Source organism: Pseudomonas farris (assembly GCF_019145235.1).
Lineage (GTDB): Bacteria > Pseudomonadota > Gammaproteobacteria > Pseudomonadales > Pseudomonadaceae > Aquipseudomonas > Aquipseudomonas farris.
In genome coordinates this window covers 22597-47700 of the sequence record NZ_JAHSTV010000012.1, presented here as the reverse complement: position 1 = coordinate 47700, position 25104 = coordinate 22597, and the positions used below count along the sequence as shown (strand labels likewise).

At 60.0% G+C, this 25104-nt stretch carries 25 protein-coding genes; 13 read left to right on the top strand and 12 right to left on the bottom strand.

Annotated elements, in window-relative coordinates; all coding sequences use genetic code 11:
* The first annotated feature begins 60 nt into the window (after positions 1-60).
* Complete coding sequence (locus KVG95_RS23595; RefSeq protein ID WP_225923286.1) at positions 61-702, top strand: pseudouridine synthase; 642 nt, start codon at positions 61-63, stop codon at positions 700-702.
* Here the strand turns inward: KVG95_RS23595 and KVG95_RS23590 are convergent.
* Together KVG95_RS23590 and KVG95_RS23585 are read right to left on the bottom strand one after the other, a co-directional pair.
* Positions 697-906 (bottom strand): DUF2788 domain-containing protein, encoded by a 210-nt coding sequence (locus KVG95_RS23590; RefSeq protein ID WP_007894445.1) that lies wholly within the window; start codon positions 904-906, stop codon positions 697-699. The genes KVG95_RS23595 and KVG95_RS23590 overlap by 6 nt on opposite strands.
* A gap of 225 nt (positions 907-1131) precedes the next feature.
* On the bottom strand, positions 1132-1611 hold the full coding sequence (locus KVG95_RS23585; protein WP_007894448.1) for an Lrp/AsnC family transcriptional regulator: 480 nt from the start codon (positions 1609-1611) through the stop codon (positions 1132-1134).
* A gap of 435 nt (positions 1612-2046) precedes the next feature.
* Here KVG95_RS23585 and KVG95_RS23580 point away from each other — a divergent pair, with 435 nt between their 5' ends.
* A complete protein-coding gene (locus tag KVG95_RS23580; protein WP_217858146.1) occupies positions 2047-3045 on the top strand; it encodes a DUF6515 family protein in 999 nt (332 codons plus the stop codon).
* On the opposite strand, the gene KVG95_RS23575 is transcribed toward KVG95_RS23580, so the two are convergent.
* Positions 3039-3935 carry a cation diffusion facilitator family transporter gene (locus KVG95_RS23575; RefSeq protein ID WP_217858145.1) on the bottom strand — a complete coding sequence of 299 codons (897 nt, stop codon included), beginning with the start codon at positions 3933-3935 and terminating at the stop codon, positions 3039-3041. The genes KVG95_RS23580 and KVG95_RS23575 overlap by 7 nt on opposite strands.
* A 41-nt stretch (positions 3936-3976) precedes the next feature.
* Complete coding sequence (pmcY, locus tag KVG95_RS23570) at positions 3977-4396, bottom strand: periplasmic Zn2+ metallochaperone PmcY (RefSeq protein WP_217858144.1); 420 nt, start codon at positions 4394-4396, stop codon at positions 3977-3979.
* Between the two features lie 109 nt (positions 4397-4505).
* Between pmcY and hrpB the strand changes: the two genes are divergently transcribed.
* The gene (gene hrpB, locus KVG95_RS23565) at positions 4506-7022 is read left to right on the top strand and encodes an ATP-dependent helicase HrpB (RefSeq protein WP_217858143.1); all 2517 of its coding nucleotides are present in this window, start codon (positions 4506-4508) and stop codon (positions 7020-7022) included.
* 125 nt (positions 7023-7147) lie between these two features.
* On the opposite strand, the gene KVG95_RS23560 is transcribed toward hrpB, so the two are convergent.
* Positions 7148-8230, bottom strand: a complete 1083-nt coding sequence (locus tag KVG95_RS23560; RefSeq protein ID WP_217858142.1) for an endonuclease/exonuclease/phosphatase family protein — start codon at positions 8228-8230, stop codon at positions 7148-7150.
* A 74-nt stretch (positions 8231-8304) separates the two neighbouring features.
* Complete coding sequence (locus tag KVG95_RS23555) at positions 8305-8979, bottom strand: YciC family protein (protein ID WP_201062083.1); 675 nt, start codon at positions 8977-8979, stop codon at positions 8305-8307.
* A gap of 177 nt (positions 8980-9156) precedes the next feature.
* Between KVG95_RS23555 and KVG95_RS23550 the strand changes: the two genes are divergently transcribed.
* The 3 genes from KVG95_RS23550 to KVG95_RS23540 all read left to right on the top strand — a co-directional run bounded on the left by KVG95_RS23550 (position 9157) and on the right by KVG95_RS23540 (position 11153).
* Complete coding sequence (locus KVG95_RS23550) at positions 9157-9897, top strand: DUF2076 domain-containing protein (protein ID WP_217858140.1); 741 nt, start codon at positions 9157-9159, stop codon at positions 9895-9897.
* A 142-nt stretch (positions 9898-10039) separates the two neighbouring features.
* The gene (locus KVG95_RS23545; protein WP_030129509.1) at positions 10040-10519 is read left to right on the top strand and encodes a LabA-like NYN domain-containing protein; all 480 of its coding nucleotides are present in this window, start codon (positions 10040-10042) and stop codon (positions 10517-10519) included.
* 22 nt (positions 10520-10541) lie between these two features.
* Entirely contained in the window at positions 10542-11153 is a 612-nt protein-coding gene (locus KVG95_RS23540) for a 3'-5' exonuclease (protein ID WP_007895390.1), read from the top strand.
* 130 nt (positions 11154-11283) lie between these two features.
* Here the strand turns inward: KVG95_RS23540 and KVG95_RS23535 are convergent, their stop codons facing one another.
* On the bottom strand, positions 11284-11730 hold the full coding sequence (locus KVG95_RS23535; protein WP_217858139.1) for an Lrp/AsnC family transcriptional regulator: 447 nt from the start codon (positions 11728-11730) through the stop codon (positions 11284-11286).
* A 163-nt stretch (positions 11731-11893) separates the two neighbouring features.
* On the opposite strand from KVG95_RS23535, the gene yedA reads away from it, so the two are divergent.
* Entirely contained in the window at positions 11894-12820 is a 927-nt protein-coding gene (gene yedA / locus KVG95_RS23530; RefSeq protein ID WP_201062086.1) for a drug/metabolite exporter YedA, read from the top strand.
* Positions 12821-12885: 65 nt separating this feature from the next.
* Positions 12886-14220 (top strand): RNA helicase RhlE1, encoded by a 1335-nt coding sequence (gene rhlE1 / locus KVG95_RS23525; protein ID WP_038981420.1) that lies wholly within the window; start codon positions 12886-12888, stop codon positions 14218-14220.
* Positions 14221-14343: 123 nt separating this feature from the next.
* On the opposite strand, the gene KVG95_RS23520 is transcribed toward rhlE1, so the two are convergent.
* Both KVG95_RS23520 and KVG95_RS23515 read right to left on the bottom strand, forming a co-directional pair.
* Positions 14344-15585 (bottom strand): TIGR03862 family flavoprotein, encoded by a 1242-nt coding sequence (locus KVG95_RS23520; RefSeq protein WP_217858137.1) that lies wholly within the window; start codon positions 15583-15585, stop codon positions 14344-14346.
* 282 nt (positions 15586-15867) lie between these two features.
* Positions 15868-16788, bottom strand: a complete 921-nt coding sequence (locus KVG95_RS23515) for a histone deacetylase family protein (RefSeq protein ID WP_217858136.1) — start codon at positions 16786-16788, stop codon at positions 15868-15870.
* A 229-nt stretch (positions 16789-17017) separates the two neighbouring features.
* Here KVG95_RS23515 and KVG95_RS23510 point away from each other — a divergent pair, with 229 nt between their 5' ends.
* From KVG95_RS23510 to KVG95_RS23500, 3 genes are all read left to right on the top strand, one after another.
* Positions 17018-17587 (top strand): GNAT family N-acetyltransferase, encoded by a 570-nt coding sequence (locus tag KVG95_RS23510; RefSeq protein ID WP_123498613.1) that lies wholly within the window; start codon positions 17018-17020, stop codon positions 17585-17587.
* A gap of 106 nt (positions 17588-17693) precedes the next feature.
* Positions 17694-18563: an acyl-CoA thioesterase II gene (tesB, locus tag KVG95_RS23505; RefSeq protein ID WP_007895344.1), complete on the top strand. Its 870-nt coding sequence runs from the start codon at positions 17694-17696 to the stop codon at positions 18561-18563.
* Positions 18560-19153, top strand: a complete 594-nt coding sequence (locus KVG95_RS23500) for an HAD family hydrolase (RefSeq protein WP_217858134.1) — start codon at positions 18560-18562, stop codon at positions 19151-19153. The genes tesB and KVG95_RS23500 overlap by 4 nt, the downstream gene beginning before the upstream one ends.
* A gap of 126 nt (positions 19154-19279) precedes the next feature.
* Here the strand turns inward: KVG95_RS23500 and KVG95_RS23495 are convergent, their stop codons facing one another.
* The gene (locus KVG95_RS23495) at positions 19280-20239 is read right to left on the bottom strand and encodes an alpha/beta fold hydrolase (RefSeq protein ID WP_217858133.1); all 960 of its coding nucleotides are present in this window, start codon (positions 20237-20239) and stop codon (positions 19280-19282) included.
* Positions 20239-21132, bottom strand: coding sequence for a KPN_02809 family neutral zinc metallopeptidase (ypfJ, locus tag KVG95_RS23490; RefSeq protein WP_217858132.1), 894 nt, complete (start codon positions 21130-21132; stop codon positions 20239-20241). Before ypfJ ends, KVG95_RS23495 begins: the two co-directional genes overlap by 1 nt.
* Positions 21133-21375: 243 nt before the next feature.
* Here ypfJ and KVG95_RS23485 point away from each other — a divergent pair, with 243 nt between their 5' ends.
* Both KVG95_RS23485 and KVG95_RS23480 read left to right on the top strand, forming a co-directional pair.
* On the top strand, positions 21376-22152 hold the full coding sequence (locus KVG95_RS23485; RefSeq protein ID WP_217858131.1) for an IclR family transcriptional regulator: 777 nt from the start codon (positions 21376-21378) through the stop codon (positions 22150-22152).
* Between the two features lie 288 nt (positions 22153-22440).
* Positions 22441-23376: a DMT family transporter gene (locus KVG95_RS23480; RefSeq protein WP_217858130.1), complete on the top strand. Its 936-nt coding sequence runs from the start codon at positions 22441-22443 to the stop codon at positions 23374-23376.
* Here KVG95_RS23480 and KVG95_RS23475 read toward each other — a convergent pair.
* The gene (locus KVG95_RS23475) at positions 23366-24703 is read right to left on the bottom strand and encodes an MFS transporter (protein WP_052967452.1); all 1338 of its coding nucleotides are present in this window, start codon (positions 24701-24703) and stop codon (positions 23366-23368) included. The genes KVG95_RS23480 and KVG95_RS23475 overlap by 11 nt on opposite strands.
* Between the last annotated feature and the right edge of the window lie 401 nt (positions 24704-25104).

Below are 25104 nucleotides of genomic sequence, written 5' to 3'. Positions count from 1 at the left end.
GTCATTTAGCGGTTGGGGCACTAGCATTAGCAGCCCTGACCGTTAGATGTTCTTCTCGCCATGTCTCGTCCTCCACGTCCCGTTTCCCGTCGCCCTGGCGTGAAGCCTGCGCCATCCTCTTCAGCCCCGCGCCGTGTCGCCAAAGCGCCGCCGGCCGAGCCGAAGCTGATTCTGTTCAACAAACCTTTCGATGTGCTGACGCAATTCAGCGACGGCGAAGGGCGGGCGACGCTCAAGGATTTTATCGAGATTCCGGGAATTTATCCGGCAGGGCGGCTGGACCGTGACAGCGAAGGCTTGCTGTTGCTGACCAATGACGGTCAGCTTCAGGCGCGAATTGCCGACCCGAAACACAAACTGGCCAAGACTTACTGGGTGCAAGTGGAAGGTGAGCCAACCGCTGTGCAGTTGCAGCGATTGCGCGATGGCGTCGAACTGAACGACGGCATGACATTGCCGGCCGAAGCGCGACAGCTGGATGAGCCCGAACTGTGGCCGCGCAACCCGCCAGTGCGCTTTCGTAAAAGCGTGCCGACCAGTTGGCTGGAGCTGGTGATTCGCGAAGGGCGCAACCGTCAGGTACGGCGCATGACCGCGGCGGTCGGCTTGCCGACGTTGCGTCTGGTGCGGGTCAGAATCGGCGACTGGTCGATCGAAGGGCTCGATCAGGGCCAGTGGAAGGAAGTGCCGGCGCGCTTATAGAGTGCCGGATTCGATCAGGCCGATCACCACGCTTTTGATCACGAACGCGGCCACGCCCAGCCCCAGTACGAAGAACAGAATAAACGAGCCGAAGCGCCCGGCCTTGGATTTTTTCGCCAGATCCCAGACGATGAAACCCATGAAAATGATCAGGATGCTGACCAGGCCAGTCATCATCCACTCTTCGAGTACTGCAGGATCCATCGAACATCTCCAGCGCGGGTGGGGCTAAAAGGCGCTGGAGTATACGCCATGGCGGATTGGCGGAGCATTGACCTGCGTCGGTGTGTCGCAGCTATTCGTCGCCCAGAGCACTCTTGTAGGAGCTGTCGAGTGAAACGAGGCTGCGATCTTTTGATCTTGTTTTTAAAAAGCAAAATCAAAAGATCGCAGCCTCGTTTCACTCGACAGCTCCTACAGAAGCGGGTTTCAGCTGCGCAAATGAGTCAGCGGCAACTCGGTGCTGTTGAGCACCTGATTCAACACAAAACTTGACCGCACACTAGTCACCCCTTCAATCCGGGTCAGATGCCCCAGCAGCAGTTTCTGATAGTGGTCCATGTCCGGCACCACTACCTTGAGCTGATAATCCGCATCCATTCCCGTCACCAGGCTGCATTCCAGCACTTGCGGCAAGGTGCGAATGGCGGCTTCGAAGTTCTCGAAACGCTCGGGTGTATGGCGGTCCATGCCGATCAGCACGTAGGCGGTCAGGCTCAGGCCGAGCATCTTGCGGTCCAGCAAGGCGACCTGGCGGGTGATGTAACCGTCGTCTTCCAGTTGCTTGACCCGCCGCGAGCAAGGCGAAGGCGACAGGCCGATGCGTTCAGCCAGCTCCTGATTGGAGATGCGCGCGTCGCGCTGTAATTCCGCCAAAATACTCAGGTCGTATCGGTCGAGTTTGCTCATCAATCAGGCCTTTGTCATAACTATTGCGGCGGATTATCTATCCTGAGTTAAAAATTGCGCAAGTGATGTTTATTTGAGCAATCTTCGCAATCCTCTGTCGTCGCTCCGGGCCTATTCTTATCACCAGAATCACTGCTCGGACAAACAGTCCAATGCGGCTCGCCCAATCAGGCCAGCTGCGGTCGCCACCCCCACCGGGGATGTGTTGGCCCCCGAGCTACACACTGTCCAGAAGACGGCGTGAGGTGAGCCGACGTCATAAGCGTCGAGCACGGACGAAGTTCTCAAAGGGAGGCCGACGGGTCTCCCTTTTTTATTGCCCGGAATTCATGGGCGACCCTCAATAAATAAGTTGCGTGACTGATAACCTGTTGCAGAACCGGCCTGTGCTTTCCCAGTCTTACGTACAGGCCCTAACCCGCAGTGAGGAAAAGCATGAAGTCGCGCATCTGGCGTTTGGCCGGTGTTGGTTTGCTGTGTGTGAGTGTCACTGCGCAATCGCTTGCCGACGAGCCGCAAATCCGTGGGCCCGATGGCGGCCAGCGCGGACCGGATCATCAAGGAAAGGGCCGGGGCCATGACGGTAACAACCAGCCCCGGCCGCAGAACAACGAAATCATTCGTGGCGACAACAGCCGCAAGTTCGAACTCCACGACCAGAATCAGGGCGGCGAGCGGCAGAACCGTCCCTCGCACGATCCCAATACTCAGGGCCGACCGCCGCAACAACCCAGTAACAATCTGCCGATTCAGGGCCGGCCCGACACCGTGCGCCAGACCCAGGAACCCCGGCGTGGCTACTATCAGGACGAACCACGGCGCAACAATGACAACCGGAATTGGCAGACTGGCGGTCAGGGCTCACGTCATGATGATCGTCGCTGGCCCGGTCGCCCGGATGGGCGCGGCAATGGCTGGGGCCCCGGCCCGCAGTATCGTCCGGGGTACGTGATCGACCGCTCCCCGGAGCGCAACTACCGCGTGCCGTATCGTGGCCAGGATTATTTCTATTCCGGTGGTTACTGGTATCGCCCGCACGGCCCACGTTACGTGGTGGTTCAGCCGCCTCGCGGGATTCGGGTCAGCTACTTGCCCGATTACGCGCGTGAAGTGTGGATCGGCGGTGCGTTGTTGTTCCTGGCGGCCGGTGCGTATTACGCCTATCAGGAGAGCACTCGGGATTACGTCGTGGTCGAACCACCCGTGCAGCCGCAACCGGTGAACACTGGTTATGACGTGGTGGCGTATCCGGCCAACGGCCAGTCGCCAGAGGAGGTCAGTCGGGACGGTTACGAGTGCTATCGCTGGGCCGTGGAGCAGAGCGGTTTCGATCCGCGCGCCGTCACCTATCAACCGGATCCGTCGGTGGTGCAAGCCTACCGACAGGCCCAGGGCAACTGTCTGAGTAGTCGCGGTTATCAGGTGAGTTACTGAGCCCTGGCGGCGTTCACCACTTCCTGTGGGTCGGCGTGCACCAGCACTTCGGCTCGCGGGTAGGCGGAGTGAATCGCCTCGGCGGCTTGATCGCTGATGCCGTGGGCAACTGACAGAGTCAGCTCCCCCGGCAATTCCAGATGTAACTGTACGAACCACTGGTTGCCGGAGATTCGTGTGCGCAGGTCATGTGCGCCCAAAACCCCCGGTACGCTGCAGGCCAGTTCAAGCATGTGCTGGCTGACATCCGGCGGCAGCTCTTCATCCATCAGCACCGCAAAACTTTCCCGGGCGATATGAATGGCGCTCCAGAGGATGTAGGCCGCGATCCCCAATCCGAACCAGGGGTCGACTTGATGCCAGCCAAACCCGGCCAGCACCAGCGCCACCAGAATGCTGCCGTTGAGCAGCAGGTCCGAGCGGTAATGCAAGGAGTCGGCACTCACGGCGTTGGAACCGGTTGCCTTGATCACCCGATGCTGCAACATCAGCAGGGCCACGGTCAGGGCGAGGGAGAACACAATCACTCCGATGCTGAGCCACGCTGCGCCTATCGGCTCCGGATGTTTCAATCGTTCAATCGCCTGCAAGGCGATCAGCACCGCACTGCCGCCAATGAACAGCGCCTGAGCCATACCCGCCAATGATTCGGCCTTGCCATGCCCGTAACGATGATCGTCGTCGGCCGGGCGCAAGGCGTAATGCACGGCCAGCAGATTGAGCAGCGAGCTGACGCCATCGAGTGCCGAGTCGGTCAGCCCGGCGAGCATGCTCACCGAGCCGCTCAGCCACCAGGCGATGGCTTTGGCGACGATCAGCGTGCACGCCACCGCCACCGAGGCGCGCGTCGCCAGCCGCAGCAGGCGGGCGTGTTCGGTACTGGTGGTCATAGGTGTGGCTGTTCCTTTAAGTGTCCTTTCGAACGCATGAATTATGCGGCCGGTTGCAGGCCGAACATGGCCAGTTGCTGGGCGCTGCCCTTGTGCTGGATCAGGCGTGGATCGTCCAGCGGGAAGCTGCGGCCCAACTCAGTTTCGAGAATAGTCTGCAACTTGTGGTTATCGACCTTGCCATCGACACCGATGGCTTCCTTGAGTTTTTCCGGAGCCACCTGAGCAGTCCGGCCTGGCTCGAAGTAAATGGCGCCCGTGGCGAAGTCCACCGCAAAGGCGATCAGGCCTGGGATGATGTAAAACAGCAGACCCACGGCATCCAGCGCGGCGATGGCCGGGTCGATCTTGCCGTCGATCTGACCGCGACGATCCGGGTAGAAAATCGAGCCGCAGGCCGTTACCTGGGTCAGCAAGGTCGCGACCAATACACCGCCGATCAAGCGAAAGGGAGCACGCATATGAAATCTCCTGGGTTATTACAAAACGAAGGGGTGCCTGTATGAATTAGGACCGTGATAAACACCAAGCAGTTCGCCGTTATACTCGCCGCTCTGTTTGGGAGCCAGCATGATTTCTTTGCCGATTGATGAAGTTTTACCCGCCCTGCGTGAAGCCCTCGCTACACGCCACGAAGCCGTGCTCGAAGCACCGCCCGGCGCCGGTAAAACCACCCGCGTGCCCTTGGCCTTGCTCGATGAGTCGTGGCTGGCCGGGCAGACCATTCTGATGCTCGAACCGCGCCGGTTGGCCGCGCGGGCGGCGGCGGAGCGGTTGGCCAGTGAACTGGGCGAGAAGGTTGGTGAAACCGTTGGCTACCGGATTCGTCTCGACAGCAAAGTCGGCCCCAACACCCGCATCGAAGTGGTCACCGAAGGCATCCTCACCCGGCGCTTGCAGGATGACCCGGCGCTGGAAGGCGTGGGCTTGCTGATTTTCGATGAGTTCCACGAACGCAGTCTCGATGCCGACCTGGCGTTGGCCCTGAGCCTCAATGGCCGGGAGCTGTTTCGTGACGATCAACCGCTGAAAATCCTCTTGATGTCGGCAACCCTTGAAGGCGAACGCCTGGCCGGGTTGCTGGACGATGCGCCGATTCTGCGCAGCGAAGGTCGCATGTACCCGGTGGCGATGCGCTGGGGTCGACCGTTTCAACCGGGTGAATTCATCGAGCCACGGTTGGTGCAGACCGTCCTTGAAGCCTTGAATGATGAAACTGGCAGCGTACTGGTGTTCCTGCCAGGGCAGGCGGAAATCCGTCGGGTGCATCAGCAACTCGCCGATGCACTGGGCGATAGCACACAGGTTTTGCTCTGCCCGTTGCATGGTGAATTGGACCTCGCCGCCCAACGCGCCGCGATCGATCCGGCGCCCGCCGGCAAACGCAAAGTGGTGCTGGCCACCAACATCGCCGAGACCAGCCTGACCATCAACGGTGTGCGCGTGGTGATCGATGCGGGGTTGGCGCGTGTGCCGCGTTTCGACCCCGGCAGCGGCATGACTCGCCTGGATACTCAGCGCATTTCCAAAGCGAGTGCCACGCAGCGCGCGGGCCGGGCAGGGCGCCTGGAGCCCGGCGTGTGTTATCGGTTGTGGTCGCAGGATCAGCACGAGCAACTGGCGGCTTACGCCAGTGCGGAAATTCTCTCGGCGGACCTCGCCGGGCTGGCCTTGCAACTGGGGCGTTGGGGCGTGACGCCGAGTCAATTGGTGTGGCTCGATGTCCCTCCGGCAGCGGCTTATGCACAGGCTCAAGATCTGCTTGAACGTTTGGGCGCGCTGGAGGGCGAGGCGCTGACCCGTCATGGTCAGGCGATGGCTGAACTGCCGGCTCATCCTCGCATCGCGCATTTGCTGTTACGCGGTCAGGCGCTAGGCTTGGCCGACATGGCCTGTGATGTCGCGGCACTGCTCGGCGAGCGGGATATCTTGCGTGGCGCTGGCGCGGATCTGCACAGCCGATTGGTGCTGTTGTCCGGCGAAGAACGGGCCGCACGCGGCGCTCAGGGTGGCGTGCAACGTGCCCGGCAACTGGCGCGGCAGTATCGCGGTTACCTGCGGGGTAAAGCGTCGGAACCGGTCGGCGATCCGGATCATCCGCGCTGGCTCGGTGCGCTGTTGGCGTTGGCCTATCCCGACCGCGTAGCCCAGCAGCGGCGGGCCGGTGGCGCTGAATATCGATTGGCCAACGGTCGTGCGGCGCTGTTTGCTGAAGCGGACAGCTTGATGAAGCAACCGTGGCTGGTGATCGCCGATCTGGGCAGTCGCCAAGGCCAGCGTGAGGAGCGGATTTATCTGGCGACGGATTTCGATCCAGCGTTGTTCGATTCAGTGCTGGCCGAGCAGGTGCGTTGCGTCGATCAACTGGATTGGGATGAGCGCGAAGGCGTGCTGCGGGCCGAGCGTCAGCGCAAGGTTGGCGAATTGATTCTTAGCCGTGAGCCGCTAACCGGGCTCGACGAAAGCGCCCGCTGTCAGGCGCTGGTGAACCTGGTGCGGCGCAAAGGTCTGGAACTATTGCCGTGGACTCCGGAACTGCGTCAGTGGCAGGCACGAGTTGCGTTATTGCGGCAGTTGGACCTTGGCAGCAAGGGTGAGAGTGAGTGGCCGGATGTCAGCGACACCGCTCTGTTCAAAAGTCTCGAACACTGGTTGATGCCCTATCTGGGGAAAGTCTCGCGCCTCAGTCACTTCGCTAACCTGGACTTGTCGAGCATTGTTCACAACTTGTTGCCGTGGCCGCTGCCGCAACGGCTCGACGAACTGGCGCCGCATCACCTGAGCGTGCCTTCGGGTTCATCGATCCGTTTGGATTACAGCGAACAGCCGCCGATTCTCGCGGTGCGCTTGCAAGAACTGTTCGGCTTGGCCGAGACGCCGCGCATTGCTGGGGGGCGGCAAGTGGTGAAACTGCATCTGCTGTCTCCGGCGCGGCGACCGGTGCAGGTGACTCAGGACCTGGCGAACTTCTGGCGCAGTACGTATGCCGAGGTGAAGAAGGATTTGAAGGGGCGCTATCCGAAGCATTACTGGCCGGATGATCCGCTGGTGGCCGAGGCGACCGCGCGGATCAAGCCTCGTAAATAGTCAGTCGCATCGGTGGTGCGGCATTCGCGAGCAAGCCCGCTCCCACATTAAATCTTCAGTGAGCACAGCATTTGTGTACCACCGAGATTCAGTGTGGGAGCGGGCTTGCTCGCGAAGCTTTTGACCTAAGGCGCTGCCGGCAACAGAAACCGCGCAATCACCGGCAAGTGATCGGAAATCCGTAACGTATCGTCCTGTCTCACCCTCGCCTCAACCCGTTTGATGTGCGGGCTGTAAAACAGGTAATCGACGGTCCGGTCCGGACCGTTCAAGCCCGGGTCATTCGGGTAATGGGTCAGCCATTGCGCCCGGTCGATACCGCTGGCTTCGTTGTTGGTGGGGATCATCGGGTATTTGTCCCACAGCACATGCAGCACGCTGTCGGCGGAATAGGGCGTGCGTTGTTCAGCGGGCAGGCGTCGATACTGGCCCAGCGGCAACAGGTTGAAGTCACCACCGATCAGCCACGGCGTGCCGCGGCTTTCATATTTGTCGAGGACCTTGGCCACGGCTGTCACCTGGCTTTGCAAGGTTTCGTCGAGCGCGGTGGTGGCACGGTCCAGATGGGTGTTGAACACGGCCATTTGGCCGCCATTGCTCAATGGCAAGTGAGTGACCAGCAAGGCGTTTTTCGGCTTGAACAGACGGCTGATGAAATTGGTCGGTGCGACCGGTAATTGCAGGCGTTCGGCGTGTTCGATCTGGTAGCGGCTCAGGGTTGCCAATTGCCGGCCAACGCTGCCGTAGATGTGCGGTTCAGGCACGAAGTCGGCTTTCCAGTCGAAGGCCTGCGCGCTGCACGGATACAAGTCGGTGACTCGATCCTGAAGCAATTTGAACTGGTTCTGGTAGTCACTGGCCTTGGCGCCGTCATCGAGTTCCTGCAACAGCACGATGTCCGGTTGCTCGTCGCGAATCACCCGCGCCACTTCGTCGAGGCTGAAGGCCATGTCTTCAGGTGTAGGGCGCTCGTCGTTCCCTGCGGCCAGGTCGTTCCAGAACACGTAGCGCTTGCCTGCCAGATATTGGACGTTCCAGGTCATCACCTTCAGCGCCTGGCCGGGCACCAGCGTCGGCGCTTGGGCGTTGCAACTGACTGGCAACACTTCCTTGGCTTCGGGGCGCCAGGTCAGGCTGTAGATCAGCAATGCAATCAGGCCAATGGCAATCAGCAGGCACAGCAGGGTGTAGCGCAGTAGACGGGTCATGGCTCGGCTTATAGCGTTACAAAATTGACCCCGAGCATAACCGAGAGCAGCGCCCAAGCCCAAGGGTAGAGCGCTTAGAGCGCTCCGTCAGCTTTCTCGGGCGCATCGGCGATCAGCATGAACAAACGGAACACCACCACGCTGGTGAACAGTTGCAGAAAGCTGTGGGCGCTGTCGATCAGCAGTGATATCACCGGGTTCTGCGGATCAGGGTAAACCGCCAGCGTCGCCCCCTTGAGTACCCACAGCGGGCCCATCACGCACAGAATGCACACCAGAATGCGCAGGAAATTCCCGCGGGTCAGGCGCAGGCTTTCCTTCATCGCCGCCAGCGGTGCCAGGCCGCGCAGCACCAGCAGGTACTCGCCGAACGCCAGTGTCACCATCAGCCAGATCCCCGGTAGAAAATACAGTGACAGGCCGATCAGGATCAGCAGGGTATTGAGGGCGGTCAGCAGGGCGAAGCGCGGCCACAGGGTCGCGGAGGTCGCCAGCAAGTCGCGGGTGCGCGGCGATTCGCCACGGCTGCGGGCATCGAGAAACAGGATCAGCGCGGCGGTGTACAGCGGATACACCAGCAGGCCGACCAATACACTGATGCCGGGGAAACTGTCCGGCTCGGTGGAGTGGTCGACCACTTGTTGCAGCAGCGCCTCGACAATCACCAGCGGCAGGCACAGCTGCACGATCTGGCGCAGATTGCGCTTGAAGAAATACAGAGAGTCACGCAGTACGTCGAACGGATTCATCAGTCGGTATCGCAGGTTGAAAGCAGTGACTCACTTTAACCGATGAAACCCTTGGGGGCGCAAACGTAAACGTTCGGTAAAGGTCATTGAAACATCCTGTATCAGCCCCATTACTGGTGAGCACCTTATCCACAGTGGATGAGGGCGACGATTTTCCCGGCAATCTATGAGGTCGCCATGAACAGCGAAGAACAAACCCTGATCGATGGACTGTTTTCCCGGCTGCAACAGGCCGAAACGGATTCAGCCCCGCGCGACGCCCAGGCCGAAGCGCGGATCAAGGAACACCTGACTCGCCAGCCAGCGGCGGGCTATTTCATGACCCAGGCGATTCTGGTGCAAGAGGCAGCCATCAAGAGCCTCGACGAACAGAACAAGCAACTCACCCAACAAGTCCAGCAATTGCAGGCTGAACTGCAATCGGCCAAGGCTCAGACGGCGGCTCCGGCGCCGAGCAGCGGTGGCTTTTTGTCGAGCATCTTCGGTGGTGGCTCCCGTGATCCGCAGCCTGCGCCGACTCAAAGCGCAGCCCCGTCGAATGGTGGCTGGCGTGAACCGGGGCGGCCGTCGTTCAATGCCCAGCCGCCACAGCAGAATTTCGGTGCCGCACCGCAGCCAAATTACGCACCACAACAGGCGGCCGGCAGCGGTTTCCTCGGCGGTGCATTGAAAACGGCAGCGGGCGTGGCCGGTGGCGTGATGCTCGCGCAGGGCATCAGCAGCCTGTTCCAGCACAATCAGCAGCCGGAAGTGGTTGAAGTCCTCAAGGAAGAACCGGCTCAGGTCAACGATCAGAGCGACAGCAGCAATGATCAGCGCGTGGCTGACAACTCCAGCGATCAAGGCGGATTCGCCGACGCCGACTATAGCGATGACAGCTCATCGTTCTTCGGTGGCGACGACGACTCCTTCGTCTGATACATCTGTGGCGAGGGAGCAAGCCCCCTCGCCACACGGCCGATTATTCGCGGAACAATCCTTCGGGCTGGCATACTGGGCAACTTTTCGGGCCCTGGTGCCTGATCTTGCCCGCGCTTTGGCACGCTAATGAGGATGTACGGTGAAAAAAATCGCAGTGTTCGCCGATGTCCAAAACCTTTATTACACCGTGCGTCAGGCCTATGGTTGCCACTTCAACTACGCCGCGTTGTGGGCTGACGTCAGTAAAGAAGGGCAGATCGTCGAGGCCTATGCCTATGCGATCGATCGTGGCGACAGCAAGCAGCAGCAGTTTCAGCAGATCCTGCGCAATCTCGGTTTCATCGTGAAGCTCAAGCCCTACATCCAGCGCAGCGACGGTTCGGCCAAAGGCGACTGGGACGTGGGCATCACCCTCGACATCATGGACGCCGCCGATCATGTCGACGAAGTGGTGCTGGCCTCCGGCGACGGTGATTTCGACATGCTGCTGGAGCGCATCATCAGCAAGCACGGTGTGCAAGCGGTGGCCTATGGCGTACCCGGTCTCACCGCCAATTCGCTGATCCGCGCCGCCAGTCGTTATGTGCCGATCGAAGGCGCATTGCTGCTCAAGAATTGATTTTTACGGAGTTGAAACAGGTTTGGAACGCATAGCAGTCATCGACTTTGAAACCACCGGACTCTCCCCGAGCAGCAGCTGCCGGGCCACGGAAATTGCCGTGGTGATTCTTGAACAGGGGCGCATCGTCGAGCGTTATCAAAGCCTGATGAACGCCGGCGTGCGGGTGCCGGCCTTCATTGAGCAACTCACCGGTATCAGCAACGCCATGCTGCGCACCGCGCCCTCGGCCGAGCAGGTGATGAACGAGGTCAATGAATTCGTCGGCATCACACCGCTGCTGGCGCACAACGCTGCGTTTGACCAGAAGTTCTGGGACTACGAACTCGGGCGAATCAAACGCACACGCTTGCAGAACTTTGCCTGCTCGCTGTTACTCGCCCGCCGCCTGATGCCCGCCGCGCCAGACCACAAACTCGGCACCCTCACCACGTTCGCCAGCCTGCCCAATACCGGCAAGGCTCACCGGGCCATGGCCGATGCCGAAATGGCGGCCAACCTGACGGCGCACTTGGCCGAAGAGTTGCGGCGCAAGCATGGGCTGCGGGAGTTGTCCCATGATCTGCTGGTCAGTTTGCAGAAAGTGCCGGCGGCGAAGATCAATGAGCATTTGAAGCGGTATCGCGGGTTCTGAGTACGCCGCAGATTGAGTGTGGGAGCGGGCTTGCTCGCGAAAACGGTGTGTCAGTCGACATTAATGTTGAATGATAAATCGCTTTCGCGAGCAAGCCCGCTCCCACATTGGGTCTGCGGTGACATTAGATCTACTTCCCTTCCAACTGCCCCAACGGCACGCGCTTCTCGATGGCGCTGGACAGCACGATCGAGGTCTTGCTGAACCCGAACGTGGCGATCCGGTTGATCAACTCTTCCAGCTCCGGCATCGAGCCCACCGCCGCTTGCATGATCACGCACGGGTCGCCGGTGACGCGATGGCATTCGGTGAGCTGTGGGATTTTGATCAGTTCGTCGTAGGTTTTCTGGTTGCCGTGCTGATTCAGGCGCAGTTCGATGACGCACTGGATCGGCAGACCGAGTTTGGCCATGTCGACTTTCGCCTGGTAGCCGGTGATCACCCCGCAGGCCTCAAGTTTGGCCACGCGCTCGGCCACCGCCGGAGCGGACAGGTTCACCTTGCGCGCCAGTTCGGCGTAGGACGCACGACCGTTTTCCAACAGGGCGCTGAGGAGCATGCGGTCGTATTTGTCCATCATGGCATTCCTGAAAAAAGGCTGACTTTCGAAAGCACGGTTTATAGCGCTGAACTCCGTGTTTTGAAAAGTGTACCGGTGCGATAAACAGGTTTTGTAACTTATTTTCTGCCGTTGGCCTTTCTAGAATAGCTGCTCTCTTTGTCTTGTTCTCGAGCTGCCCATGCCTGGCATACGCCGTTTTTCCTTACCGCTGATCGCTGCTTTTTTCGCGCTGTACGTGATTTGGGGATCGACCTACCTGGTGATTCGCATCGGCGTGCAGTACTGGCCGCCGTTGTTGCTCGCCGGTATTCGCTTCGTGATCGCCGGTACGTTGATGTACGCGTTCCTGCGATGGCGCGGGGCGCCGGCACCGACGTGGGCGCAGTGGAAAGCGGCGGGGATCATTGGGATTTTGCTGCTCACGTGCGGCAACGGTGCAGTGAGCGTGGCTGAACACACCGGTGTCGCCTCCGGCGTTGCCGCGTTGGCGGTGGCGACGGTGCCACTGTTCACTTTGTTGTGTGGATATTTCTGGGGCGCGCGTAATACCCGTCTCGAATGGGCCGGGATTGTGCTCGGGCTGATCGGTATCGCCATGCTCAACCTCGGTTCCAATTTGCAATCGAGCCCGTTGGGCGCGGCATTGCTGGTGTTCGCGGCAGCGTCCTGGGCTTTCGGTTCGGTGTGGAGCAAACACTTGCCGTTACCGCAGGGTGCGATGGCCAGTGCGGTGGAAATGCTGGTGGGCGGCGTGGTGTTGTTGATCGGCAGCGCGGTGAGCGGTGAGCATCTTGAGGCCATGCCGCCGATCGAAGGCTGGGCGGCGCTGGCGTACCTGACCATCTTCGGTTCGATCATCGCCTTCAACGCCTACATGTACCTGTTGAAACATGTGCGTCCGGCGGCGGCCACCAGTTATGCCTACGTCAACCCGGCGGTGGCGGTGTTGCTGGGTATCGTATTTGTTGGCGAGACCATTGGTATTGAAGAAGCGCTGGCCATGACAGTGATCATCAGTGCCGTGGTGTTGATCGGGTTGCCGCAGTGGCGTCGAGGTGCCGATCGGCCTGCGGTAGTTGTGCCGACAGAATCCCGAGCGAATTAGGGTAAACTGCGCGCCATTGCACACTCGTTTTGCACAACCGCGCTGAATTTTCCTACGGTACTCCCATGACTTTCGCCACCCTTGGCCTGATCGAACCCTTGCTGCGCGCTCTCGAGACGCTCGGCTACCAGACCCCTACGCCGGTGCAGACACAAGCGATTCCGGCGGTGCTGGCCGGTCGTGACCTGATGGCAGCAGCCCAGACCGGCACCGGCAAGACCGCCGGTTTCGCCTTGCCGCTGCTGCAATTGCTGGCCATGGAAGGTCCGAAAGTCAGCGCCAACTCCGTGCGCGCACTGATCCTGGTGCCGACCCGCGAACTGGCCGAGCAGGTTCACGAAAGCGTGCGTCAGTACGCAGAGAACCTGCCGTTGAGCACGTACGCGGTGTACGGTGGCGTCAGCATCAACCCGCAAATGATGAAGCTGCGCAAAGGCGTCGACCTGTTGGTGGCGACTCCGGGCCGCTTGCTCGACCTGTTTCGCCAGAACGCGCTCAAGTTCAACCAGTTGCAAACCCTGGTGCTGGACGAAGCCGATCGTATGCTCGATCTGGGCTTTTCCGAAGAGCTGGGGAATATCTACAAAGCGCTGCCGAAGAAACGTCAGACGCTGTTGTTCTCCGCGACTTTCTCCGACGCCATCCGCACGCTGGCCGGGCAAATGCTCAACGACCCGCTGAGCATCGAAGTCAGCCCGCGCAACGTCGCTGCCAACACCGTCAAGCAATGGGTGGTGACGGTGGACAAGAAGCGCAAGTCGGAGCTGTTCGTTCATTTGATGCGCAAAGGCAAGTGGAAGCAGGTGCTGGTATTCGCCAAGACCCGTAACGGCGTAGACGCGTTGGTGGAAAAACTCCAGGGCCTGGGCATCAATGCCGACGGCATCCACGGCGACAAACCTCAGGCGACCCGTCAGCGGGCACTGGATCGTTTCAAGGCCAGTGAAGTGCAGATCCTTGTAGCCACCGACGTGGCTGCGCGTGGTCTGGATATCGAAGATTTGCCATTGGTGGTCAATTTCGACCTGCCGATCGTGGCGGAGGACTACATCCACCGCATCGGTCGTACTGGTCGTGCGGGTGCAACCGGGCAGGCTATTTCGCTGGTGTGCGCCGATGAAGTGAATCAGCTGTCAGCCATCGAGATGTTGACCCGTCAGACGTTGACTCGCCAGATGGAGCAGGACTTCGAGCCTGAGCACCGCGTACCGGATACCGATGCCAGCGGTCAGGTTGTCAAGAAGCCGAAAAAACCGAAGAAGCCCAAGACCTCCAGTGGCGGCAAGCGCAACCTGGGTAAATGGGTTGAGAGCGGTGATGCCTCGGCGCCGGAGCCTTCGATCAAGCCTGTGCGTAAAGTACCGGTGTTCAATACCGGGCCGCGTAAGCGTAAGCCTTGATTAAACGCTGCGCCGGTTAGACCGCTTTCGCGAGCAAGCCCGCTCCCACATTAATCGCATTCTTCCTGAAAGAACTCGGTCAAATGTGGGAGCGGGCTTGCTCGCGAAGGGCGCACCTCGGTCTCAATCCTTGTGTTTCAACCACTCCACCATCCCCAACCCCGCCGCACGCCCACTGGCGAAACACGCGGTCAGCAGATAGCCGCCGGTCGGCGCTTCCCAATCGAGCATTTCCCCCGCGCAGAACACGCCAGGCAGTTGCTTGAGCATCAAACGTTCATTCATCGACTCGAACATCACGCCCCCCGCGCTGCTGATGGCCTCGTCCAATGGCCGGGTTTTCACCAGCGTCAGTGGCAATGCCTTGATCGCCTTGGCCAGCAATGCCGGATCGGTAAAGTAGTCGGCCGGTGTCAGTTCGCGCAGCAACGCCGCTTTCACGCCATCAAGTCCAAGCTGACTGTGCAGGTGTTTGGACATGGAACGGGAGCCCCGCGGTTTGCTCAGCGCAGACTGGATTTTATCCACAGGCTTGCCCGGCAACAGATCGAGGTGAATGGTTGCCGAGCCGTGTTGATTGATCGCTTCGCGGATCGGTGCCGACAGGGCGTAGATCAAACTGCCTTCAATTCCCGTGGCAGTGATCACGCATTCTCCGAGTCGCGGCACATCGTCATTGAGGCCAATGGCGATGTTTTTCAGCGGGCTGCCAGCGAATTTGCTGACCATCAATTCGCTCCAGGCCTGCACCTCGAAGCCGCAATTGCTCGGTTGCAACGGCGCCAGTCCTACACCGCGCTGTTCCAGCGGCAGCATCCAGGCACCGTCCGAACCGAGACGCGACCAACTGCCGCCGCCGAGCGCCAACAGGGTCGCGTCGGGTTGAACAGTTTTTTCGCCTTCGGGACTGTCGATGCGCAAGTCACCGTTGCCATCCCAGCCGAGCCAGCGATGGCGGGTGTGGATAACTACGCCGGCATCGCGCAGGCGTTTGAGCCAGGCGCGCAACAGGGGCGCGGCTTTCATGTCGGTAGGAAACACCCGGCCGGAACTGCCGACAAAGGTTTCGATGCCCAGGTCATGAATCCATTGGCACAACGCTTCGGCGCCGAAGGACCGTAACAGCGGCGCAATCTGCGGTGCCCGTTCGGCATAGCGTGAGAGGAACGCCGGGTAGGCCTCGGAGTGGGTGATGTTCATGCCGCCGACCCCGGCGAGGAGGAATTTTCGCCCCACTGAAGGCATGCCGTCGTACAGGTCGACTTTGATCCCGGCCTGGCTCAGCACTTCAGCCGCCATCAAACCGGCGGGGCCACCGCCGATGATGGCGACGTGAGGGGGGAGGGAAGTGGAGGGCTGGGTCATGGAATGCGCTGCGGTCTGGCGGAGTAAGCGCCGCATTCTAGCAGCCCCGACCAATGTGGGAGCGGGCTTGCTCGCGAAAGCGGTGGGTCAGTCGATATCAATGTTGATTGTTAAATCGCCTTCGCGAGCAAGCCCGCTCCCACATTTGATCTTCGGTGTTCTCAAATGGGTGGTTAAAAAACAACCACCGTTCTGAAGCCTACACCCCACATGGCCTGCAGACCCTTTCACTCAGGTTATCCACAGGCGGTTCCACAGGCATTGTGGGTAAAGACCCATAGATCAATGACAGCCTGATGACTGCCAGACCCGTTGGGCGCTGTGATGGAGGATTCCATGGCGGCGCGCCAGGGCTTTGCGGTCCTTGCTGTAACCGCCACCGATCACGCCGACCACCGGAATATCCCGGCCCAGGCAATGGCGCATTACGCTTTCATCGCGAGCGGCGACGCCTTCGTCTGTCAGCTTCAGATAACCCAGTGCGTCGTCCTTATGCACATCGACGCCAGCGTCGTACAGCACCAGGTCCGGTTGGTAGAGCGGCAGCAAATAGTTGAGTGCGTCGTCCACCACCTTCAGGTAATCGGCATCGCCCATGCCCATCGGCAACGGAATGTCCCAATCACTTTCGGCTTTGCGTGCAGGAAAATTCTTTTCGCAGTGCAGGGAAACGGTCACTGCCTCCGGAGTGTTGTGCAGAATCCGTGCAGTCCCGTCACCCTGATGCACATCGCAGTCGAAGATCAACACGCGATTCACTCGGCCACTTTCCAGAAGGTAATGGCTGATCACCGCCAGGTCATTGAAGATGCAGAACCCGGCGGGATGATCGTAATGCGCGTGATGAGTGCCACCGGCCAGGTGACAGGCCAAACCATGCTCCAGTGCCTGTTCCGCCGCCAACAGCGAACCGCCGACCGCTCGCACCGTGCGCCGGGCCAGTGCTTCGCTCCAGGGCAAGCCGAGGCGTCGCTGGTCTTCGCGGGACAATTCGCCGCCCATGTAGCGTTCTATATACGCAGGGTCATGGGCGAGGGCGAGAATCTCCGCTGGGCAGAGGTCCGGGCGCAGCAGGTCGGTGTCGCGGGTCAGGCCACTGTCCACCAAGTGATCGCGCAGCAGGCGAAACTTGTCCATGGGGAAGCGGTGATCCGCCGGGAACTCGGGACTGTAGTCTTCGTGGTAGATCAATGGCAGGGGCATGGCTGATTTATACAGGAAGGCATGTAGGAATGAGTGAAGGATCCTAGGGGCTGTATGAAAACTCGCCGAGCGGCGATCAGGCAAGGCAAAAACAGGCGAGGACGCGGAGTTTAGGGGACCTAAATGAGCATTCCGAGCCTGTTTTTAACGCAGCATGATCGTCGCGCAGGCAGTTTTCGTGCAGTGCCTACCAGCGATGTAGACTTGCGGGATAGGAAAGGGGGACGAGATGGAGCCGATACTGGAACTCGAAAGCGCACGACTGTTGTTACGGCAGTGGCGTGACGAGGATTTACCGGCGTTTGCGGCGATGTGCGCCGATCCACAAGTGATGCGTTATTTTCCGGCACCCTTGAGTCGACTGGAAAGTGCCTCGTTGATCGGGCGGATTCGCGGGCATTTTGCCGAGCACGGTTTCGGCCTCTGGGCGTTGGAGCGCAAGGACACCGGGGCGTTCATCGGGTTTACCGGGCTGGGTGTGGTCGGCTTCGATGCGCCATTCACGCCGGCCATCGAAATCGGCTGGCGCCTGGCGCGCGAGCACTGGGGGCTGGGTTATGCCGGCGAAGCGGCGTGGACCGCTCTGCGCTGCGGGTTTGACCGGTTGGCGCTGCAAGAGGTCGTCGCCTTCACCACCAAGACCAATCTGCCATCCGAGAAAGTCATGCAAGCGATCGGCATGCACCATGCTCCCGCCGATGACTTCGAGCACCCGCGGCTTGCAGCCGATCATCCGCTGCGTCCGCACGTGTTGTACCGCATCACCCGTGAGCAATGGCTGCAAACCTTGCATGGATAAGCAGGCGCGGACGTTTACAATGGCCCTCATGTTGAACCGGGCCATAAACTGAATCGACCGCCGCAGCCAAGACTGCGCGGCATTGCGTTGTGTGAGGAGAGTCTGAATGAGCCAAGTGTTGGAAGATCTGGTAGACCTGCTGACCCTGGAACCGATTGAAGAAAACCTGTTCCGTGGCCGCAGCCAGGACCTGGGTTTTCGTCAGTTGTTCGGCGGCCAGGTACTCGGCCAGTCCCTGTCGGCGGCGAGTCAGACGGTCGAGCCGGCGCGCCATGTGCATTCGATGCACGGTTATTTCCTGCGCCCGGGCGATGCCAAATTGCCGGTGGTGTATCAGGTCGATCGGGTGCGTGATGGCGGCAGTTTCAGCACGCGCCGGGTGACGGCGATCCAGAAAGGTAATCCGATTTTCACCTGCAGTGCCTCGTTCCAGTACGACGAAGAAGGCTTTCAGCACCAGACCGAGATGCCGCAAGTGGTCGGCCCGGAAAACCTGCCGTCGGAGCTGGAACTCACCCAACAGCGCGCGCACCTGATCCCTGAGCACATGCGCGAAAAACTGCTGTGCCCGAAACCGATCGAAGTCCGGCCGGTGACCGAAAAAGACCCCTACAACCCTCAACCTGCCGATCCAATCAAATACGTCTGGTTCCGCGCCGACGGTGCCTTGGCCGACACCCCGGCGCTGCACAAATACCTGCTGGCCTACGCGTCGGACTTCGGCCTGCTGACCACCTCGATGCTGCCCCACGGCAAATCGGTCTGGCAGAAAGACATGCAGGTCGCCAGCCTTGATCACGCCTTGTGGTTCCACGCCGACCTGCGCGCCGATGACTGGTTGCTGTATGCCATGGACAGCCCGTGGGCCGGCAATTCGCGCGGATTCTCCCGCGGTAGCGTGTTCAACCGTGCCGGGCAACTGGTGGCTTCGGTCACTCAGGAAGGCCTGATTCGTCATCGCAAGGATTGGGCATGAGCCTGGCTGAGGTGCGGCACTGGGTGTTCGACATGGACGGCACCCTGACGGTGGCCGTGCATGACTTCGCGGCGATTCGCGTGGCGTTGGCGATTCCCGCCGAAGACGACATCCTCACCCACCTCGCGGCACTGCCGGCCGATGAAGCTACGGCCAAACACGCGTGGCTGCTGGAGCACGAGCGGGATCTGGCGTTGGGTTCGAAGCCGGCGCCGGGCGCGGTGGAACTGGTGCGTGAGTTGGCTGGGCGCGGTTATCGTCTGGGCATTCTCACGCGCAATGCTCGCGAGCTGGCGCATGTCACGCTGGAGGCCATCGGCCTGGCCGACTGCTTTGCGGCAGAGGATGTACTGGGCCGCGATGAAGCACCGCCCAAGCCGCATCCTGGTGGGTTGCTGAAACTGGCTGAAGCCTGGAAAGTGCCGGCGAGCGAAATGGTGATGGTCGGTGATTACCGCTTCGATCTGGATTGCGGCCGGGCGGCAGGGACGCGGACGGTGTTGGTGAATCTGCCGGATAATCCGTGGCCGGAATTGGCTGATTGGCATGCAGCCGATTGCGTGGCGTTGCGAGAAATGTTGCTGGCTTGAAGGCCCCATCGCGAGCAGGCTCGCTCCCACATTTTAATCTCCATGAAATGCAAATTTGCATCCGGCGCAGATCTACTGTGGGAGCGGGCTTGCCCGCGCTAGCGTCAGATCAGGCCCCACAAAAACTCACTGACCAAACAACACCTTCTGCCCCTCTGGCGACATAAACATCCCATCACCATCATGCCCGACCCCGGGCACTTCGATCAGTTGCTGGCTCAATCCTTGAGAATGGCGTCGCTTCAGATAATTGAAATAGTGGCGCCCACGAATCAATCGAGAAGCACCCTGGGCTTTAGCCTCACAACTTTTATCCAGCGCCGGATGATTCGGGTCGATGTCCTGCTGCCCGAGTAAGTAAACGATGTCACGTTTGACGTATTTTTCTTCAAGTTGCGCAGGTGTTTGTCCATCGGCGTAAGCAGGCAGATTCGCCAGTCCATACTTCCATCGATTGAAATTCGGACACCCCGCGTGACTGAACGCCACTGGCCGTTGCTCATTGAAGTAGGCGTACGACGAAGGATTGGCGATCACATAGCGCACTTTTATGCCCTCGGTATCGAGGGCTGGCTGAGGGTGGCCCAGCAAGGCATAACGCTGAACCACCTGAGCGCCGCCGGAGTGACCGGCGATGACGATTTGCTTCACGTCCGGAAACTGTCGCCGATCACCCAGTCGAGCGATGATTTCGTCGAGCGCCGCATAGGAGCTCAGCGTAAACGGCTCAGTGGATAAGCCGCCGGCCATCCAGTCATTGCCTTGCCAGCGTAAAACGCTGTCAGACACCGGATGGCTCGCAATGTCGGTTTCGTTGAGAAACTGCGGGGCGAGTACCAACGTGTTCGCGCTTTGCCCGGCCTGCTCGGCTGCCTTTTCGGCGCTTTGGCGGTAGGTTTCCGCATTGCGTAATCGACCATGGACGATGATCAGCACGCGTTCGATTTTCGCCGGCGACGGGCCAATGCTCACTGCAATTTCCCCGGCACTCAACAGCAAGCGCCCGGAACTGATCGCCTTGACCCCTTGCTCGGCAGCCTGGGTGCTTGCGCAGGTGATTAACAGAGCCAGCAGCCACTTACGCATCACAGATTCTTCGCGGCAAAGGTATCGCACTCGCCAACTTGGCCTTGTGCGAATCCGGCCTTGAACCAGCGCACTCGCTGGGCCGAAGTGCCATGGGTGAAGGAGTCCGGCACCACGCGGCCCTGACCTTGCTGTTGCAAGCGATCGTCGCCGATGGCGTTGGCGGCGTTCAAGGCTTCTTCGATGTCACCGGGTTCCAGCCAGTTCAGACGTTTTTGCGCATGGTTGGCCCAGACCCCGGCCAGACAATCGGCCTGCAATTCCTGGCGCACCAGCAAACCATTGTCGCCTTCCATCTGCCGGCCCTGTTGGCGAGCGGTCTGAATTTTCTGGGAAACGCCGAGCAAGGTCTGCACGTGGTGCCCGATTTCGTGAGCGATCACGTAGGCCTGAGCGAAGTCGCCCGCGGCGGAAAAGCGTTGGGACATCTCTTGAAAGAAACTCATGTCCAGGTAGACCTTCTGGTCAGCCGGGCAATAGAAGGGACCGGTTGCTGAAGTCGCCAGGCCGCAGGCCGAATTGACGCGGTTGCTGAACAGTACCAGGGTCGGGTCCTTATATTGCCGATCGGCCTGCTGGAAAATCTGGCGCCAGGTGTCTTCGGTATCGCCGAGGATCGAGCGCACGAATTCGGCCCCTTCATCATTGGCCGGCGGCGCCTTGCGGGTTTGGGTGGGGGCCGGAGCTGATTGCTCGCTCATCTGTCCGGTCAGTTGGCCGAGGATCTGCATCGGGTCCTGGCCGGTGATCCAGCCGATCCCGACGATCAACAGGATTGCCGTCAGGCTCAGGCCCTTGCCTCCACCGAAGCGCATTCCACCGCCCCCACCACCGACATCATCGCCACGTGCATCGACCACGTTGTCGCTGCGTCGGCCTTTTTTCCAAAGCATGGGGGATCCTCTTTTTTACCTGATGAAGGCGCATGGTGATGAGTGTTGCCGGTGAGTAGGTATGGCGCCAGTCCGGTCGTCTGACAGCCCTTGGCGATATGGGTTCTCCGAAGTGGCGACATTAGCGGTTTCATGGACGGACGGGTACTGCAGATCGGTCAAGACAACTGCCGGACAGGTTCCAGATTTTGCTTACCTGGAGTTGTCTTTTAGAATCAGCCAAATTTCATTTTGGAATCTCCCATGGCAGGCAGTCAGATCGAACGTGTTTTCAGCGTGCTGGAAAGCCTTACCGGTGAACCCCAAGGTCTACCGATGCAGACCCTGGCCGAGCAACTGGACATTCCCAAGAGCGCGACCCACCGTCTGCTCGCCGAACTGATTCGTCTGGGGTATGTGCGGCAGAATCCGGAAAACCTGCGTTATCACTTATCGACCAAACTGGTCGCCATGGGCTTTCGTTACTTGTCCGGCAGTGGTGCGGATATTGTGCAGCCAGTACTCGATCGGCTGGCCCGGGAGACCGGTGAGCTGGTACGCCTGGGGGTGATCGAAGGGGAGCGCCAGACCTGGATCGCCAAATCCCAGGGCGCCCGATCCGGCTTGCGTTATGACCCGGACATGGGTCGCGATGCACCGTTGTTTTACACCGCGTCGGGGCATGCGTGGCTGGCGTGCATGAGCGATGCCGAGGCCTTGTCGCTGGTGGAACGCCAAGGCATTGAGCGGCCCAAGGACCTCGGGCCGAATGCACCGCGCTCCAACATCGAATTGCTCGAGCGCCTGCGTCTGGCCAGGGAGCAGGGCTATGCCTGGGTCGAGGAAAGTTCGGCGGTAGGCACGTCGGCGATTGCAGCAGTGGTGCGGCATCCGGGTGATGGCCGGGTGATCGGCGTACTCAGCATCGCTGGGCCGAGTGCGCGGATGCCGGGGGCGCGGTTGCATGAACTGGCGCCACTGTTGTTGAAGTTTGCGGAGGAGTTGTCGGCGGCGAGTCTGGCGTCGGAGTTGTTCGTTTAATTCAGCCTGCACAGAAAAACAGTGTGGGAGCGAACTATGCGAATCTGTGCGCTGATCGAACACAATTTGCCGTTACTCCTGTGAGAATCTGGAACCAGGTTCTAAATTATTGGAACCCATCCCGGCAACAATAAATCACAAGAGACCACGCCTTGACTTCAGTCCCTTCGCATTGCCCTGATCGGTGCTGACAATAATGGGCCAACAGCATTACCAGCATCTGCAATCCATGGCTGACGGTGCTGGAGTTATCGCCGCTTTTGATCTCAAGACACCAAGGGATACCCCATGACCCTCAGCACTCCGCTTTCCGGTGTCAATCAGCCCTTCAAAGGGATTCTGCTGATCGTCGTTGCCACCTTCCTGTTTTCCAGTCACGACGCTTTGTCGAAATACCTCTCGGGGTTCTATCCGGTGATCATGGTGGTCTGGGCCCGTTATGTGGTTCACACGTTACTAATGGCGGGGATTTTTCTGCCGCAGTCCGGGTTGCGTGTCCTACGGACCAAACGGCCATTGCTGCAACTGTTGCGGGCGTTGTGCCTGCTGGGGACCAGTTTGCTGTTCACCACCGGGTTGCTGTTCATCCCGTTGGCCGAAGCCACGGCGGTCAATTTTCTCGCACCGGTATTGGTAACGGCGCTGTCAGTGCCACTGCTCGGTGAACAGGTGACGCGCGGGCAATGGCTGGCGGTGATTTGCGGGTTCATCGGGGTGTTGATCATCGTCCATCCCGGCGGCGAACTCTTCACGCCTGCAGTGTTGCTGCCGTTCTGCTCAGCCCTGTTTTTCTGCTTCTATCAACTGCTCACCCGCAAGCTCAGCGAAATCGACAGCCCGACCACCAGTAACTTTTTCGCCGGGCTCTGCAATACCTTGGTAATGAGCGCGCTGGTGCCGTTCTTCTGGCAAGTCCCCAGCCTGGGTCATGGTTTTTTGATGGTGGCGCTGGGGGCGTGCGGGATGACGGCGCATCTGTTTCTGACCCAGGCCTTCCGTCACGCCGCGCCCGCGTTGTTGGCGCCGTTCGGCTATTGCCAGATTGTCTTTGCCGGTTTGCTGGGCTGGTTGCTGTTTTCACACACACCGACCCTGACCACGGTGATCGGGATCGCGGTGATTTGTTGCAGCGGGTTGGCAGCGGCGTGGCAACAACGGCGCCGACAAGAGGAGGGAGGCAGGCCTGGAATCAGGCCTGCCGGAGGAAGGGAGTTTACTCGGTGACGGTAGGAATCTTGCGCGGTGCCATGAAGTACATCCAGGTCAGCGCGATGAAGTACATCGCCGGAATCATGGTGAACAGCACGGTGTAGTTGTTGTTGGTGATCGTCAGAATGTGGCCGACCAACTGAGTCATGAACATCCCGCCGATTGCCGCGCACATCCCGCCGAAGCCGAACACCGTACTCATCATGTGCTTGGGCGTGTAGTCCATCACCAAGCTCCAGATGTTCGCGGTCCAGGCCTGGTGCGCACCGATGGCCAGGGAGATGGCAAACACTGCGAGCCACAGGCTGCTTGAGCCGGCGGCCATGACCACGCCGATGATGCAGCAGGCAAACAGGAACATGGACATCAGTCGTGCCTTGATCGGGTTGACCCCGCGACCGATCAGGAACGAGGACAGAATCCCGCCGCCGACACTGCCGAAGTCCGCGGTGAGGTAGATGATGATCAGCGGGATACCCATCTGGGTCACGTTGATCCCCAGGTTGTATTGCTGATTGAGAAACGGCGGCAGCCAGTACAGGTAAAACCAGAACACCGGCGCGGTGATCGAGTAGGCCAGGGCGAAGGCCCAGGTGCCACGCATGCGCAGGATTCGTGAGAACGGCACGCGGGATTGTTCCGGCTCGACTTCCTTCTGGATGTAGTCCAGTTCCGATTGTTTAACGCTCGGGTGATCTTCCGGGTTGAAGTACTTCAGGCCCCAGAACAACAACCAGATGCCGCCCAGTGCCGCCATGCACAGGAACGCGGCTTGCCAGCCCCAGGCGTGGAGAATCAGCGGCAACAGCATCGGCGTGAACATCGCCCCGACGTTGGTGCCGGCGTTGAAGATGCCGGTGGCCACGGCACGCTCACCGGCGGGGAACCACAACCGGGTGGTTTTCACGCAGGCCGGGTAATTCGCCGCTTCGGTCAAACCGAGAATGAACCGGCAGACCATGAAGCCCACCGCCGAAGTGGCCAGGCCGTGAGCACCGGTGGCCAGGCTCCAGAGCAGCACCGCGCAGAAGAACACGCGTTTAACGCCGACCCGGTCGATCAACCGGCCCTGCAGCACAAAGCCGATGGCGTAGCCGACCTGAAACCAGAAGTTGATGTTGGCGTAGTCCATCGCCGTCCAGCTCATTTCCTTGGCCAGGATCGGCTGCATGACGCCTAGGGCGGCGCGGTCGATGTAGTTCAGAGTGGTGGCGAAAAACACCAGCGCCAGCATCCCCCAACGGGTTTTGCCGACCGCCATGGCGCCGCGGATTTTGTCGCCGATACCGCCAGTGGCGACGCCCATGGCCGGAGCCACGCGAGAGCTTTGAGAAGGAAACATGTATGTGCCATCCGTTCAATGACTGACAAGCGAGGCTTGTCGGGACTTCAAGGGCGCGTGATCAATCGACGGCGACAGGCGCGGGTGTGATTGATCGGCTGAGGTGTTTTCGTCGAACTGACGACAACGGTTATTCAGCGAGCGGCACGGTTCGGCCGATGGGGCGCAAGGTTCGGATGGATGCCAGGTACGGCGGGAGGGCGATGGAGCAAGCAAACAAGGCGTTGAATGAGCGCATGAGCGTGTACCCGTTTTTTGAAATTTTTATGTGGTGTTCAGGGTCTTTGGTAACCGAGTCCATGGGGGCGTGACCGGACTCAATGTGGTGTCGATGTTGCGCAGTGGACGAAAAATCGTCAATTCGCCAACCGCCATTGTGTTCGATAATCGCCCGCAAAACT